General features: G+C 63.4%; 14 protein-coding genes. 7 read left to right on the forward strand and 7 right to left on the reverse strand.

The genetic code is table 11. The features are described from left to right. The first annotated feature begins 8 nt into the window (after positions 1-8). Positions 9-1,481: an ABC transporter substrate-binding protein gene (locus DL1_RS11680; protein WP_038066437.1), complete on the forward strand. Its 1,473-nt coding sequence runs from the start codon at positions 9-11 to the stop codon at positions 1,479-1,481. A gap of 90 nt (positions 1,482-1,571) precedes the next feature. Here the strand turns inward: DL1_RS11680 and DL1_RS11685 are convergent, their stop codons facing one another. Then, positions 1,572-2,510, reverse strand: coding sequence for a L,D-transpeptidase (locus DL1_RS11685; RefSeq protein WP_248642588.1), 939 nt, complete (start codon positions 2,508-2,510; stop codon positions 1,572-1,574). A gap of 168 nt (positions 2,511-2,678) precedes the next feature. Here DL1_RS11685 and DL1_RS11690 point away from each other — a divergent pair, with 168 nt between their 5' ends. From DL1_RS11690 to DL1_RS11710, 5 genes are all read left to right on the forward strand, one after another. Continuing rightward, positions 2,679-3,623 carry an ABC transporter permease gene (locus DL1_RS11690; RefSeq protein WP_038066303.1) on the forward strand — a complete coding sequence of 315 codons (945 nt, stop codon included), beginning with the start codon at positions 2,679-2,681 and terminating at the stop codon, positions 3,621-3,623. Next, complete coding sequence (locus DL1_RS11695; protein WP_038066306.1) at positions 3,620-4,435, forward strand: ABC transporter permease; 816 nt, start codon at positions 3,620-3,622, stop codon at positions 4,433-4,435. The genes DL1_RS11690 and DL1_RS11695 overlap by 4 nt, the downstream gene beginning before the upstream one ends. Beyond that, positions 4,432-6,012 (forward strand): ABC transporter ATP-binding protein, encoded by a 1,581-nt coding sequence (locus tag DL1_RS11700; protein WP_038066308.1) that lies wholly within the window; start codon positions 4,432-4,434, stop codon positions 6,010-6,012. The genes DL1_RS11695 and DL1_RS11700 overlap by 4 nt, the downstream gene beginning before the upstream one ends. An 86-nt stretch (positions 6,013-6,098) precedes the next feature. Continuing rightward, positions 6,099-7,091, forward strand: coding sequence for a P1 family peptidase (locus DL1_RS11705; RefSeq protein ID WP_038066312.1), 993 nt, complete (start codon positions 6,099-6,101; stop codon positions 7,089-7,091). A 51-nt stretch (positions 7,092-7,142) separates the two neighbouring features. Next, entirely contained in the window at positions 7,143-8,621 is a 1,479-nt protein-coding gene (locus tag DL1_RS11710; RefSeq protein WP_038066314.1) for an NAD-dependent succinate-semialdehyde dehydrogenase, read from the forward strand. 119 nt (positions 8,622-8,740) lie between these two features. On the opposite strand, the gene acuI is transcribed toward DL1_RS11710, so the two are convergent. From acuI to DL1_RS11730, 4 genes are all read right to left on the reverse strand, one after another. After that, complete coding sequence (gene acuI, locus DL1_RS11715) at positions 8,741-9,733, reverse strand: acrylyl-CoA reductase (NADPH) (protein ID WP_038066317.1); 993 nt, start codon at positions 9,731-9,733, stop codon at positions 8,741-8,743. A gap of 11 nt (positions 9,734-9,744) precedes the next feature. Further along, entirely contained in the window at positions 9,745-10,386 is a 642-nt protein-coding gene (gene acuR / locus DL1_RS11720; RefSeq protein WP_038066322.1) for an acrylate utilization transcriptional regulator AcuR, read from the reverse strand. 68 nt (positions 10,387-10,454) lie between these two features. Next, a complete protein-coding gene (locus DL1_RS11725; protein ID WP_038066323.1) occupies positions 10,455-11,207 on the reverse strand; it encodes an SDR family NAD(P)-dependent oxidoreductase in 753 nt (250 codons plus the stop codon). Between the two features lie 105 nt (positions 11,208-11,312). Further along, positions 11,313-12,089 (reverse strand): DUF1013 domain-containing protein, encoded by a 777-nt coding sequence (locus DL1_RS11730; protein WP_038066441.1) that lies wholly within the window; start codon positions 12,087-12,089, stop codon positions 11,313-11,315. Positions 12,090-12,223: 134 nt separating this feature from the next. Between DL1_RS11730 and DL1_RS11735 the strand changes: the two genes are divergently transcribed. Continuing rightward, positions 12,224-12,862: a ribonuclease T2 family protein gene (locus tag DL1_RS11735; protein ID WP_038066324.1), complete on the forward strand. Its 639-nt coding sequence runs from the start codon at positions 12,224-12,226 to the stop codon at positions 12,860-12,862. 8 nt (positions 12,863-12,870) lie between these two features. On the opposite strand, the gene DL1_RS11740 is transcribed toward DL1_RS11735, so the two are convergent. Both DL1_RS11740 and DL1_RS11745 read right to left on the reverse strand, forming a co-directional pair. Beyond that, entirely contained in the window at positions 12,871-13,863 is a 993-nt protein-coding gene (locus tag DL1_RS11740; RefSeq protein WP_038066326.1) for an NAD(P)H-quinone oxidoreductase, read from the reverse strand. Beyond that, a complete protein-coding gene (locus DL1_RS11745; protein WP_038066328.1) occupies positions 13,863-14,531 on the reverse strand; it encodes a COQ9 family protein in 669 nt (222 codons plus the stop codon). Before DL1_RS11745 ends, DL1_RS11740 begins: the two co-directional genes overlap by 1 nt. Between the last annotated feature and the right edge of the window lie 82 nt (positions 14,532-14,613).

Genomic DNA, 14,613 nt, shown 5'->3' on the forward strand with positions numbered 1-14,613 from the left:
CGCATATCATGATGCCACGCCTTCTCACCGCTGTTGCGGCCCTTCTGCTCTCGACCGCCAGCGCTTGGGCTGCGCGCGATACGATCACGATTGGCATGGTGCTCGAGCCACCGAACCTCGACCCGACCGCAGGTGCAGCCGCCGCCATCGACGAGGTCGTCTATGCCAATGTCTTTCAGGGGCTGACCCGATTTGGGCCAGATGGATCGATCCGGCCTGATCTGGCGAAAAGCTGGGATGTCTCGGAGGATGGCACGCGCTACACCTTCCATCTGCAGGAGGGCGTGACCTTTCAGGATGGCTCGCGCTTTGATGCAAAGGACGTGAAATTCTCGCTCGACCGGGCGCGTGCGGATGACAGCGTCAATGCGCAAAAGCAACTTTTCGCGGGGATCGAGCAAGTCACGGTGATTGACCCGCTAACGGTTGAGGTCACGCTCAAGGCGCCCGACGGCGCACTGCCTTTCAAGCTCGCTTGGGGCGATGCGGTCATGGTCGCGCCCGAAAGCGCGGCAGATAACGCAACCCATCCCATCGGGACCGGCCCGTTCATGTTCAAGGACTGGGCAAAGGGTGATCATGTGACGCTATCGGCCTATGAGGGGTATTGGGGCCAGCCGCCAAAACTGCGCGAGGCGACATTCCGGTTCATCTCGGATCCAACGGCTGCGTTTTCCGCTCTGATGGCGGGCGATGTGGATGCCTTTCCGAACTATCCCGCGCCCGAGACGGCCGCGCAGTTCAAGGCCGATCCGCGCTTCAAGCTGATCATCGGCTCGACCGAGGGCGAGACGATCCTCGCGATGAACGAGCGCAATCCGCCGCTCAACGACACGCGCGTGCGCGCGGCAATCGCCCATGCGCTCAATCGCGCCGACATCATCAATGGCGCGATGTTTGGCTATGGCACCCCGATTGGCACCCATTTCGCGCCGCATAACCCGGCCTATGTCGATCTGACGGCGCTCTCGAACTATGACCCCGCGGAATCGAAAGCTTTGCTGAAAGAGGCCGGGGTGAGCGATCTCACCTTGCGGATGGCCTTGCCGCCGCCCTCCTATGCGCGCCGCTCGGGCGAAATCATTCAGGCCGAGCTGGCTGCTGTCGGCATCCAGACGAAAATCACCAACATGGAATGGGCCGATTGGCTGGAACGAGTGTTCAAGGGGCACGATTTCGACCTCACCGTGGTCAGCCATACCGAGCCCATGGATATCGGCATCTACGCCCGCCCGGACTATTATTTCGGCTACAACAGCCCGAAATTCGATGCGGTGATGCAAGAGCTGGAGGGCACAAGCGACCCGGACAAACGCACCGAGCTTTTGCAACAGGCCCAACGCATCCTCGCCGAGGACTATGCCAACGCCTTTCTGTTCCAATTGCCCAAGATCGGGGTCGCGAATGCCAAGATCGAAGGGCTCTGGAAAAACGCCCCCACGCAGGCGAATGATCTGACACAGGTCTACTGGGACGAGTGACCCCCCTCAACGGGCACAGCCGCAATGCAAACCGCCCGGAGGCCTCAGGCCATCCGGGCGGTTTTTTTGTGGCGACGTGGTTGAGCGCGCTCAGTTGTTCATCGTACCGATGTCAGAGCAGGTGCCAGTGCCATCATAGCTGCAATCGACGGAGGACCGAGCGTTCTCGCCCGACCCACCAACCTGCTCGGCCAGCGCGACCGAAGCCTGATGCTGCTCTTGCTCGACCTTGCTCTGATCGGGGATCCGACCAGCCTTATAGGCCTCTTCGTCGGCATTGATCGCAACTTGATTATAGGCCGAAACCACATAGCCCGAGTGAAGCTGCACGACCGGCCCCTCCATCTCGAGGCTTTCCTCGCGGTTGCGCACTTTCACCGGCGTATCCAGCGGGACCTTGTTGAAAAGGTCGATGATGTCTTGGTTGAACAGGCGGATACAGCCAGCCGAAGTGGCCCGCCCGATGGAGGACGGGTCCATCGTGCCGTGGATCCGGTAATAGGTATCCTTGCCGTTCTTATAAAGATAGAGCGCGCGGGCGCCCAGCGGGTTGTCCAGACCGCCCGGCAGACCGTCCTTGAGCGGACCATAGAGATCAGGATCTTCCTTGATCATGTTCTGCGTCGGCGTCCAGCTCGGGTATTCCTGCTTGCGCTTGATCTCGGCCGTACCGGCAAAGCCCTTGCCCTCACGCCCAACGGCCACGCCATAGCGCTCTGCCTTGCCCGGTGCGGTGATATAGTAAAGGAACCGCGCATAGGGGTCGATTACGATCGTCCCGACGGCTTCGGGGCCGTGATAGGGCACGATCTGGCGACGGTTACGCTCGACGAGATATGCGGGATTGATCGCCTTGATCTCTTTCCCATCATCTTCGCGCGCTTGATAAATTGCGGGGACCGTTTTACTCGACTGCGTCGGCGGCGCGTATTGCTGCGGCTGCCCGGCACAGGCAGAGAGCGCACCAAGTGCGGCAATCATCAAAATGGAACGGGTTACACGCTTCGGCGTCGTTAAACTCGCGATCACTTGGCATTCCTGTTCTGTCTGCGGGTGTGTTTCGACACCCCATATCCTCTGCGCAATGCTTGAGATAGAGCAAAGTTCCCTACACTCACACTAACATGAATGTGATCGGCCCATTGTTGCGCACCCCGCCCCTTGACGAAAGGGTCGCCCCGACGGACCTTGACACCCATGCGCCAATATCTGATCCGCCGCTTTTTCGTGCTATTGGCCAGCCTCTGGGTGGCAAGCGTCGTGATCTTCACGCTGGTCGAAGGCGTACCCGGCGATCCTGCAAGTTTCATGCTGGGGGTCAATGCAGCCCCCGATACACTGGCCGCCTTGCGCACACAAATGGGGCTCGATCAACCACTTATCTGGCGCTACCTGCATTGGGCGGGCGGCATGCTTACGGGAGATTTTGGCCAATCCTTCACCTATAAGGTGCCGGTCGCATCGCTCATCGCCGAGCGGCTGAGTGTTTCGCTGCCTCTGGCCGTGATCGCGCTGGCCTTGTCTGTGGCCTTGGCACTACCGATGGGACTTTTTGCCGCATCCCGGCGCGGACGATTCAGCGACGGGACGGTTATGGCGGGCACGCAACTGGGAATCGCCGTGCCCAATTTCTGGTTCGCGATGCTGCTGGTGCTGCTGCTGGCCGTGCATTGGCAAATCTTCCCCGCCGGAGGCTTTCCCGGATGGAGCCATCCCTTGGGGGCCCTGCGCGCACTGACCCTGCCCGCGATCTCGCTGGCCCTGCCGCAAGCAGCGATCCTGACGCGGGTGCTGCGTTCTGCCCTGATCGAGACGCTGGATCAGGACTATATCCGCAGTGCACGCGCCAAGGGGCTCAGCCGGTCGCGCGCCCTCACCCGGCACGCGCTGCGCAATGCGCTGATCCCGGTGCTGACCATTCTGGGGCTGCAATTCTCGTTCCTGCTGGCGGGCGCGATCATCATCGAAAACGTGTTCTACCTGCCGGGTCTGGGGCGGCTGATCTTTCAGGCGATCACCCAACGCGACCTGATCGTTGTCGAATCCGTGGTGATGGTGCTTGTCTTCGCGGTGATTGTCGTCAATTTCCTGACCGATCTCGCCTATGCGGCGGTCGATCCGAGGCTCAGGAGACGCGCATGAAATTCTCGCTGTGGATCGGCGCGCTGCTCAGCGGCGGCGCAGTTCTGGCCGCCTTGATCTCGCTGGTCTGGACGCCCTATGACGTCACGGCCCTCGACATCGCGCATAAGCTGCAATCGCCCTCGGCTGCACATTGGCTCGGGACGGATCATTTCGGGCGCGACATTGCCTCGATGCTGATGGCGGGTGCCCGGACCTCGCTGGCCGTGGCGCTGGTGGCCGTGGTGATCGGTGCCGGGCTGGGTGTGCCGCTGGGATTGGCGGCAGCCGCGATGCGTGGGCGTTGGATCGATGAGCTGATCATGCGCGCCAATGATCTGATCTTTGCCTTCCCGGCCCTCGTGATTGCGATCCTGATCACCGCAACCTTCGGACCGTCGGCCACCAATGCGATCATCGCCATCGGGATCTTCAACATCCCCGTCTTTGCCCGGGTCGCGCGCGCAGGCGCGCTATCGCTCTGGCAGCTCGACTATATTCGCGCAGCCCAAGTGTCGGGCAAGGGCCGCGCCCGGATCTCGGCGGAGCATATCGCGCCCAATATCGCCAATCTGCTGATCGTTCAGGGCACGATCCAGTTCAGCCTTGGCATTCTGGCCGAAGCCGGGCTCAGCTATGTCGGCCTTGGCGCGCAGCCGCCCACGCCAAGCTGGGGCCGGATGCTGGCCGAGGCCCAGACGATGGTCACCATCGCCCCCCATGTCGCGATCATGCCGGGGCTTGCCATCGTGCTCACCGTGCTGGGGCTCAACCTTCTGGGCGACGGGCTGCGCGATGCGCTTGATCCGCGGCTGAAAGGTCGGTCCGCATGAGCCTGCTATCGCTTGACCACCTCACATTGCAGATCGGCAAGGCGCAGATCTTGCGCGACGTCACGCTCTCGGTGAAACCCGGCGAGATTCTCGGGCTTGTCGGCGAAAGCGGCTCTGGCAAGTCGATGACGGCGCTGGCAGCAATGCGGCTGTTGCCGCCGCGCGCGCGGATCTCGGGCGATATCCTTCTGGGCGGGCTGAACCTGCGCCACCGCTCGGAGCGCCAGATGTGCCGGTTGCGCGGACGCGACATCGCGATGATCTTTCAAGAACCGATGAGCGCGCTCAACCCGATGATGACCATCGGCGATCAGGTGGCCGAGACGCTTACTCTGCATGAAAAGATGCCCCGCGCGGCAGCCCTAGAGGTGGCCCGCGACACGCTTGCGCGGGTGGGGCTGCCCGCATCCCGCTTCCCGCTGACGCTCTATCCGCATGAGCTGTCGGGCGGGCAGCGTCAGCGCGTGGCCATCGCGATGGCGATTGCGCTGCATCCCAAGCTGCTGATCGCAGATGAGCCCACCACGGCGCTTGATGTCACCACGCAGGACGAGGTGCTGGGCCTGCTCTATGATCTCGCGCGCGAGGAAGGGATGGCGCTGATCCTGATCACCCATGATCTTGCCGTTGTGGCCGCGATGGCCGACCGGGTCGCGGTGCTGCAGGCGGGCGAAATCGTCGAGAGCGGCCCAACGGAGACACTGTTTCGCGCGCCGAAATCCCCCTATACGGGCGCCCTTCTGGCGGCTTCCACGCATCGCCCGGCGCAGGCCCGCCGCCCGCTGGCCAGCGATCTTTTGCGGGTCGAGAATGTCACCCGCAGCTATCGGCTGCCGCGCCCCCAACCCTTCTCCCCGGCGCCGCTTTTGAACGCCGTCGACGGCGTGAGCTTCACCCTTCGCAGCGGGGAATCGCTGGGGTTGGTCGGCGAATCGGGCTGCGGGAAATCGACCCTGACGCGCGCGATCCTCGGCCTCGACCCGCTGCAATCGGGCGCAATCACGCTGAACGGCCAGCCGGTTCATCCAAAGATGCCCGCCGCGCGCCGCGCCGATATGCAGGTGGTGTTTCAAGATCCCTACGGCTCGTTCAACCCCCGTCAGAAAGTGGAACGGCTGGTGGCCGAGCCCTTCCACCTCACCGGCCGCCCCGAGGATTGGCGCGACCGCGTGGCCGAAGCGCTGCGCGAGGTCGGCCTGTCGCCCAATGATGGCGCCCGCTTCATCCACGAGTTTTCCGGCGGCCAGCGTCAGCGCATCGCGATCGCCCGTGCGCTGATCATCCGGCCCAAGCTGATCGTGCTCGACGAGGCGGTCTCGGCGCTTGATGTGCAGGTCCGCGCGCAGGTGCTCGACCTGCTCAGCCATCTGCAGGCAGTGCATGATCTGGCCTATCTCTTCATCTCGCATGACCTCTCGGTGGTCCGCGCGGTCACCTCGCGCTGCATGGTCATGCGGGCGGGCCAGATCGTCGAAGAGGGGCGGACCGAAGATCTCTTCTCCGCCCCACAGCACCCCTATACGCGCCAGCTGATCGCCGCGACGCCACGCATTCCCGCGCATTGGCTGCAGGGTTGAGCGCCTCGGGTTGGGGCTTGCCTTCAGGCGCGATTGCGGGTGCTCTGGGCGTGGTATGCCGCCCCGATCCTGACAGCTGAGGACAGATGAAACCCGGAGCAAGAAACCTGATTACCGATGTGGCCGGTCTGCGCGTGGGCAATGCCCATGATTCTGCGCTGCGCTCGGGTGTAAGCGTGCTGACCGGCGCGCGCCCCTTCACCGCCGCCGTGCATGTGATGGGCGGCGCGCCCGGCACGCGCGAGACCGATCTGCTGGCCCCGGACCGGCTGGTGCAAGAGGTCGATGCGCTGGTTCTCTCAGGCGGCTCGGCCTTTGGTCTGGGCGCCTGTGACGGGGTTATGGCGGGGCTGCGCGCGCAGGGCCGGGGCTTTGCGGTGGGCGCGCAGCGCGTCCCGATCGTGCCCGGCGCAATCCTCTTCGATCTCGCCAATGGCGGCGCCAAGGACTGGCAAGACAGCCCCTACCCCGCGCTCGGGCGTCAGGCGCTCGACGCCGCGCACACGCGGTTCGATCTTGGCAGCGCCGGCGCCGGGTTTGGTGCGATGACCGGCACGCTCAAGGGCGGGCTCGGATCGGCCTCGGCGGTGCTTGAGAGCGGCTATACGATTGGCGCATTGGTCGCCGTGAATGCGCTCGGCTCGGTCACGGCTGATGCGCAGGGTCATTTCTGGGCCGCCCCGTGGGAGCTGGAGGCGGAATTTGGCGGGCGCGGTGCTGCGCAGCACTTCGCCCCCGAGTTTGAGCCCGAACCCACCAAGCGAATGGGCGAGGCCACCACCATCGCCATTATCGCAACCGATGCCGCACTGAACCAGCCGCAGGCCACCCGAATGGCGACGGCGGCCCATGACGGGATGGCGCGCGCGATCCACCCCTCGCACACGCCGCTCGATGGCGATCTGATCTTTGCCGCAGCCACCGGAGACAGGCCGCTGGCCGATCCGCTGCGCGACACGTTCCAGCTGGGCCATGCAGCGGCCTGCGTGCTTGCCCGCGCGATTGCGCGCGCCATCTATGAGGCAAGCGCGAGCCCGGGTGATCTGCAACCGAGCTGGCAAAAGCTTTATGGAACATGAAGGACGGGCGGGACTTGACCCGGTAACACGTCGATCTTCACGGAGGACCCTATGCTTGACGACAAAACCGATCTGAATTCGATGCTCAAAGACCCGTCGCTGCTGGTGACCAAAGCCTATGTCGCGGGCGAATGGGTCGATGCCGATGACAAGACCACCTTCGAGGTCCGCAACCCCGCGCGCGGCGACGTGATCTGCACCGTCCCCGATATGGGCCGCGCCGAGACCGCCCGCGCAATCGAGGCTGCCCGCATCGCGATGAAGGCCTGGGCGGCGCGCACCGCCAAGGAGCGTGCGCAGGTGATGCGCAAATGGTTCGACCTGATGATGGAGAACCAAGACGATCTGGGCGCTATCTTGACCGCCGAGATGGGCAAACCGCTGGCCGAGGCCAAGGGCGAGATCGCCTATGGCGCAAGCTTCATCGAATGGTTTGGCGAAGAGGCCAAGCGGATCTATGGCGAGACGATCCCCGGCCACCAGCCCGACAAGCGGATCTCGGTGATCAAACAGCCGATTGGCGTCGTGGGCTCGATCACGCCTTGGAATTTCCCCAACGCGATGATCGCCCGCAAGGCGGGACCCGCACTTGCCGTGGGTTGCGGCTTCGTCGCGCGCCCGGCATCCGAGACCCCGCTTTCGGCGCTGGCAATGGCGGTGCTGGCCGAACGTGCAGGCATGCCCAAGGGGCTGTTCTCGGTCGTCACCTCGAACAAGGCCTCTGATATCGGCAAGGAGTTCTGCGAGAATCCGACCGTGCGCAAACTGACCTTCACCGGCTCAACCGAGGTGGGCCGCATCCTGCTGGGTCAGGCCGCCGATCAGGTGATGAAATGCTCGATGGAGCTGGGCGGCAACGCGCCCTTCATCGTATTCGACGACGCCGATCTCGACGAGGCGGTCAAAGGCGCGATGGCGTCGAAATTCCGCAACAACGGCCAGACCTGCGTCTGCGCCAACCGCATCTATGTGCAGGCAGGCGTCTATGATGCCTTCGCCGAGAAACTCGCCGATGCGGTCCGCGCGCTCAAAGTGGGTGACGGTCTGAGCGAGGGCACCGATGCCGGACCGCTGATCTCGGAAAAGGCGGTTGAGAAGGTCGAAAGCCACATCAAGGATGTGCTTGATGGTGGCGGCCAGATCGTGACCGGCGGCCACCGGCATGAAATGGGCGGCACGTTCTTCGAGCCGACGGTGCTGACCGGGGTAACGCAGGAAATGAAAGTCTCGACCGAAGAGACCTTCGGCCCCGTGGCACCGCTCTTCAAATTCGAGAAGGAAGAGGACGCGATCGAGCTGGCCAATGCCACGATCTTCGGTCTTGCGAGCTATTTCTACGCCCGCGATGTGGGCCGGATCACGCGCGTGCAGGAAGGTCTTGAATACGGGATCGTCGGCGTGAACACGGGCCTCATCTCGACCGAGGTCGCACCCTTTGGCGGGGTCAAGCAATCGGGCCTTGGCCGCGAGGGGTCGCATCACGGCGTCGAAGACTTCCTTGAGATGAAATATATCTGCCTGTCCGTGTGACAGGTGCGGGCCGGAGAGACACCCCTCTCCGGCCCGTTTTCTCAAGCGCCGCTCAGAGGCCCTGAGGCAACCGGGCTTTGCGCATCGGTCGGCGGTTTATACCGCTTGATGCCAACCCCTCAGCCAAGCTCTGGCGCAACCGGCACGATCACGCGGCCACGGATCTGCCCATCGAGGAATTTCGGCGCGGTCTCGATGACCTTCTCCATCGGCACTTCCACCGCCATCGCCTCGAGACGGTCGAGATCCAGCTCGGCCTCCAGCAGGCGCCACGCCTCGCGCCGGGTCTGCTGCGGGCACATCACGCTGTCCACGCCCGCAAGCGTGATCCCACGCAGGATGAAGGGTGCAACGCTCGCGGGCAGATCCATACCCGCCGCCAGCCCGCAGGCCGCGACTGTACCGCCATAGCGGATCATCGAGAGCAGATTGGCCAGAGGCGTGCTGCCCGCGACATCGACGGCGCCCGCCCAGCGTTCCTTGTTCAGCGGACGCGGCTTGCCCGCCAACTCGGCCCGGTCGACGATATTCGTAGCGCCCAACCCCTTGAGATACTCGGCCTCATCGGCACGCCCGGTCACAGCGCTCACCGTGTAGCCACGCGCAGCCAGCAGCGCGATTGCCACCGAGCCGACACCGCCTGCCGCCCCGGTCACCGCAATCTCTCCTTGATCCGGCGTCACGCCATTGCGCGCCAAAGCCATCACGCACAGCATCGCCGTATAGCCCGCCGTACCAATCACCATCGCTTGGCGCAGCGAGATCCCCTCGGGCAGCGGCACCAGCCAGTCACCCTTGACGCGCGCCTGCCGGGCAAGACCGCCCCAATGCGTCTCGCCCACGCCCCAGCCATTGAGCACGACCTTGTCGCCCGGCTTATAGTCGGGATGCTCGCTTTCGCGCACGATGCCCGAGAAATCGATCCCCGGAACCATCGGAAAGCTGCGCACGACCGGGGCTTTCCCAGTGATCGCCAGCGCGTCTTTATAGTTGAGAGTCGAGTACGCGATTTCGACCAGCACGTCGCCTTCGGGCAATTGCTCGGGCGAGACCTGGGTCTGCGAAGCGCTTTGGGTGTCGTCGGTTTTCTCAATCAGGATAGCGTCGAACATAGGACCTCCGGTCAGTTTTGAATGAGGGTGAAGAACGTGTCGGCGAACTGGCGCAAAGGCTGGGCGCTGCGTTCCATCTTGGCGCGCAAAACCGCCCCCTCCCAGCCAGTCCAAAACTGTATGGCGAGCGCCTGCGGATCGAGCCCGCCACGCAGTACCCCTTGCGCAAGCGCTGCGTGCAGGCAGGCGGCGGTGCGATCCTGCCACTCAGTCAGAACCGCGATCAACCGGGCACGAAACGGCTCAGGCAGCGCGCCGATCTCTTGGCCAAGGTTTCCGATCAGGCAGCCACGGGTGAAATCATGCCGCGCCATCCCAGCCTCCGCATCGCGGGTGAAGGCGCGCAACCGCTCCAGCGGATCAAGCGTCGGATCGCTTAGCGCACGATCCAGCTTGGCAATGAAATAGCTGTGATAGGCCTCGATCAGGGCCGCGCCGAATTCGGCCTTGGAGCCAAACTGGTGATAAAAGCTGCCGCGCGGCACGCTTGATGCCTTCAGAATCTCATCGACCCCCGTCGCGCCATAGCCGCGCTCGGTCAGATGCACGAGCCCTGCCCGGATCAACCGCGCCCGCGTCTCAGAACGGGCCGGGTCGAGCCGGGGGCGGCCCCGCCGCTTGGGCGATGGCTCAGGCTGGGGCTGTGTGCTCATGGCATTTATTAGACGGATCGGTCTAATAAAGTCAATACGGCCGCATCAGCGCCGCGCAAAAGCGCCGATCAGATCGAGCCAGCCTCGACCATGTAGTTGTTGGCCGTGCACATCGCGGCATCGTCCGAGGCCAAGAACAAAACCATCCGAGCCACATATTCCGGCTGGATCAGGTCGGGCAGGCATTGCCGCGTGCGATGGGCCTCAAGCGCCTCGGGCGAAGCCCAAAGCGTCTTTTGCCGATCGGTCATGATCCATCCCGGCACGACCGTATTGACGCGGATCCGGTTGCCGCCCAGCTCGCGCGCCATCGTCCGCGTCAGACCATGCACGGCGGCCTTGGCTGTGGCATAGGCCGGAAAGCCGCGGCCCGCTTCCCACCAGCTGTTCGAGCCCATATTGATGATCGAGCCCGCGCCTTTCGCGATCATGTCGGGCGCCACGGTCTGGATCGCGAAGAACATGTGGCGCAGGTTGTTCGCCTGCCGCTCGTCCCAATAGGCCGCGTCGATCTCGCGCCAGTCGTGACGATCATCGCGGGCGGCATTGTTCACCAGCACATCCGCCGGGCCGATCTGGTGCTTCAGCTCGACCAACCCCGCCTTGAGCGCATCGATGTCGCGCAGATCGCAGAGCGCGCAATGCACGTTCTCGAACCGCTCCGTGAGCGCCTGCGCGGCCTCGGCATCGCGATCGAGAAACCCCACACGCGCGCCCTGAGCGGCAAAGGCCTCAACGATCAGCGCCCCGATCCCCGAGGCTCCGCCCGTAACAACGACGGACTTCCCCTTAAGGCTTGGGAAAATTGCAAATTCTGGCATTTTGAACTCCTCCGGTTTCGCGCATCCTTACGCTCTGAGACCGGAGAGACAAGCAAAAGGCCGCCCCAATGGGACGGCCTCAAAGCTCAGAACGATCTGGACCGATCAGGCCCGGTTATCGTCCTCATCCTCGTCGTCATCTTCATCCTCGGGGAGGTTGAAGAAGCTGTCAGCATCCGAGAAATCGGCATGCTTGTTGTGATCGTCGTCTTCCGCATCCTGCTTGAGATCGGCGGAAGAGAAATTCTCAAGCCCGGCAATCCCCGAGGGCAGGCGCGGCTCTTCGGTCATGCCAAGGCTTTGCTCGGTCGAGACCAGTTTGCGACGCTCGTCATCGGTCATCACGCCGTCAGCCGCCGATTTCTTGGCCGCTTTTTGCACTTCCAGATCCAGTTCGGTCTGACGGCACAGCCCCAGTGCCACCGGATCGATCGGCGTCATGTTCTGGATGTTCCAGTGGGTGCGCTCACGGATCGTCTGGATCGTGGGTTTGGTGGTGCCCACGAGACGCGCGATTTGCGCATCAGCCAGCTCGGGGTGGAATTTCACCAGCCACAGGATCGCGTTGGGACGGTCCTGACGCTTGGACAGCGGCGTGTAGCGCGGGCCACGACGCTTGTCCTCGCCCACGGCAGCCTTGTTGAACTTCAGCTTGAGCTTGTGGAGCGGATCAGCCTCGCCCTTGTCGATCTCGGCTTGATCGAGCTGGTTCGACGCGACGGGATCAAACCCCTTCACGCCCGAGGCCACATCGCCATCGGCAATGCCCTGCACCTCGAGTTCGTGCATGCCGCAGAAATCTGCAACCTGCTTGAAGGTGAGCGTCGTATTGTCCACCAGCCACACGGCGGTGGCCTTTGCCATGAGGGGCTTGTTCGTCATCGCGGCCATCCTTTACATATATCTCTCCCGGGCCGAGAAACCGGCTGCGGCGAGGATCCTTCCCTGCCGCGGTCCATTTCTGGAAGGGGAATTGAGGCCCATATAGTCGTTCACGCGCCCGGAGAAAAGAGAAAATGAAAGCCCTCCTTGCCGTCATCGCCCTGTGCCTGAGTGCATCCCTGTCTCAAGCCGAGGGGGAGAGGGCCGGAGATTTCGACTATTATGTGCTCTCGCTCAGCTGGTCCCCGACATGGTGTGCCACCACCGGGGATGCGCGCCGGTCCCCGCAATGCGACGGACGACACGATTTCTCTTTCGTCCTGCACGGACTCTGGCCGCAAAACGAGAGCGGTTGGCCCAGCTATTGCCGCACCGGCGCGCGCGATCCCTCAAAACAGGAAACCGCCGCAATGCAGGACATCATGGGGACGCCCGGCGCGGCTTGGTATCAGTGGAAAAAACATGGCCGCTGCGCGGGGCTTCCGGCCAAAACCTATTTTGAAACTGCCCGCAAAGCCTATGACAGCATCACGATTCCCAAGGTTCTGGCGCAGCTCAACCGCGATGTTCGCCTGCCCGCAAGCGTGGTCGAGCAAGCCTTCATCGAGGCCAATCCCGGCCTCAAGCCAGACGAGATCACCATCACCTGCGATCAGGGGCGCATCCAAGAGGCCCGGATCTGCCTGACCAAGGATCTCGCGCCGCGCCGCTGTGGGCACGACACGATCCGCGACTGCAAGATGAGCGATGCGCTGATGGAAAAGGTGCGCTGAGCCGCAACTCAGCCCCCCGCCACCTCCAACACGATCTTGCCGATATGCTGGCTGCTTTCCATCCGCGCATGGGCCTGCGCGGCCTCGGCCAGCGGATAGAGGCTGTCATGCAGCACCCGCAGCTTGCCCGATTCCAGCATCGGCCAGACATGGGTACGCAGCTCGCGCGCGATTGCAGCCTTGGCTGCGACCGATTGCGGGCGCAGCGTCGAGCCGGTGAGCGTCAGCCTGCGCGCCATGATCTGCGCGAAGTTAATCTCGGCCTTGGGGCCTTCGAGGAAGGCGAGAAAAACCATCCGGCCATCATCGGCCAAAGACTTGATATTGCGATCAATATAGCTCCCGCCGACCATGTCGATGATCAGGTTCGCGCCGCCTTCCGCGCGCATCACATCGACGAAATCGCCGGTCTTGTAGTTGATCGCGGTGGCACCCAACTCCTCGCAGGCCGCGCATTTCTCGGCGCTCCCGGCGGTGGTAAAGACGCGCGCGCCAAGCGCCGTCGCGATCTGGATTGCCGTTGTGCCGATCCCAGATGAGCCGCCATGGATGAGAAAGCGCTCACCCGCCTGCAAGCCGCCGCGCATCACCATGTTGGACCAGACCGTGTAGCAGGTCTCGGGCAGGCAAGCAGCGTCGCGCATGGAGATCCCGGCAGGCACCGGTAGGGCATGCGCGGCGGGGCAGGTCACGAATTGCGCATAGCCGCCGCCGGGCAAAAGCGCGCAGACCGCATCGCCCACCGCCCAGTCCGTCACACCCGGCCCGAGTGCGGCGACATGGCCCGAACATTCCAGCCCCGGCAGATCAGAGGCCCCTGCGGGCGGCGCATAGGCTCCGGCGCGCTGCAGGGCATCGGGGCGGTTCACGCCGCTATAGGCGACCTCGATCAGGATCTCCCCATGACCCGGCACGGGGGCTGCGCGTGTCGCCATCTGCAAGACCTCGGGCGCGCCCGGTTCGCTGATCTCGACGCAGTGCATCTCCTTGGGAGCATCCATTATCTCGTCTCCTTTCCGGGCATATCCGCCCGGTCGTTCGGGGCGCGGATCGTCCCCAGAATTTGCGGCAGGAACGGCAATTTCATCGCCGCGCCCTTCACTTTTTCAAATTGCATCACGTTTTCAATGCGACGGTCGAGAAACGCCCAGCTATCGGCATGGTCCTCGCTCTCATCGCCCATCCAATAGAGCACGGTCGCGCTATAGACCCCCGACAGGGTCATCCGCTTGGTGTACCAATTGTAATCCGCGCTCTGATCGCCCAGCACGGTCCAGATCTTGTCACAGGTCTCCCAAACGAGCTTCGAACCGGTCGCGGCGTTTTGCGGCAGGGCAAAGATCGCCGCCCCACGCCGCACCAGTTCGGGATCCGCGGCCTCAAGCCGGAACCGCACCGCAGCCGCAATCCGGTCGCGAAATTTCATCTCCGACAGATCGGTCTCTGACAGCCGCTTCAACATCGCCTCATCGCCCTGCCGGTGATATTCCACCGCAAGATCGACCGCGCCACGCGGGCAAATCACCCGCGCCAGCTGCGCATCCATCCCCAAATCAGAGACGGCGGCCTGAAAGCTAGGCTCGGACCAGCCGTCGAAGGGCACATTTGGTTTGATCGCTTCGAGAAGCTCGGATCTGGCGCGCGCCACATCGAGATGATCATTCTTCATCGCGTACTCTCCGTTCATGACGGTAGACAAACCACCTTTTCCTCCTTATATGGAGCGCTCCTGCAACTGACTTCAACTCAAA

This window comes from Thioclava dalianensis (assembly GCF_000715505.1).
Taxonomy (GTDB): domain Bacteria; phylum Pseudomonadota; class Alphaproteobacteria; order Rhodobacterales; family Rhodobacteraceae; genus Thioclava; species Thioclava dalianensis.

Excerpts from the sequence above, each read along its gene's own strand:
- DL1_RS11680 (WP_038066437.1), top strand. The coding sequence starts at position 9 with ATGATGCCACGCCTTCTCACCGCTGTTGCGGCCCTTCTGCTCTCGACC.
- DL1_RS11690 (WP_038066303.1), top strand. The coding sequence starts at position 2,679 with ATGCGCCAATATCTGATCCGCCGCTTTTTCGTGCTATTGGCCAGCCTC.
- DL1_RS11695 (WP_038066306.1), top strand. The coding sequence starts at position 3,620 with ATGAAATTCTCGCTGTGGATCGGCGCGCTGCTCAGCGGCGGCGCAGTT.
- DL1_RS11700 (WP_038066308.1), top strand. The coding sequence starts at position 4,432 with ATGAGCCTGCTATCGCTTGACCACCTCACATTGCAGATCGGCAAGGCG.
- DL1_RS11705 (WP_038066312.1), top strand. The coding sequence starts at position 6,099 with ATGAAACCCGGAGCAAGAAACCTGATTACCGATGTGGCCGGTCTGCGC.
- DL1_RS11710 (WP_038066314.1), top strand. The coding sequence starts at position 7,143 with ATGCTTGACGACAAAACCGATCTGAATTCGATGCTCAAAGACCCGTCG.
- acuI (WP_038066317.1), bottom strand. The coding sequence starts at position 9,733 with ATGTTCGACGCTATCCTGATTGAGAAAACCGACGACACCCAAAGCGCT.
- acuR (WP_038066322.1), bottom strand. The coding sequence starts at position 10,386 with ATGAGCACACAGCCCCAGCCTGAGCCATCGCCCAAGCGGCGGGGCCGC.
- DL1_RS11725 (WP_038066323.1), bottom strand. The coding sequence starts at position 11,207 with ATGCCAGAATTTGCAATTTTCCCAAGCCTTAAGGGGAAGTCCGTCGTT.
- DL1_RS11730 (WP_038066441.1), bottom strand. The coding sequence starts at position 12,089 with ATGACGAACAAGCCCCTCATGGCAAAGGCCACCGCCGTGTGGCTGGTG.
- DL1_RS11735 (WP_038066324.1), top strand. The coding sequence starts at position 12,224 with ATGAAAGCCCTCCTTGCCGTCATCGCCCTGTGCCTGAGTGCATCCCTG.
- DL1_RS11740 (WP_038066326.1), bottom strand. The coding sequence starts at position 13,863 with ATGGATGCTCCCAAGGAGATGCACTGCGTCGAGATCAGCGAACCGGGC.
- DL1_RS11745 (WP_038066328.1), bottom strand. The coding sequence starts at position 14,531 with ATGAAGAATGATCATCTCGATGTGGCGCGCGCCAGATCCGAGCTTCTC.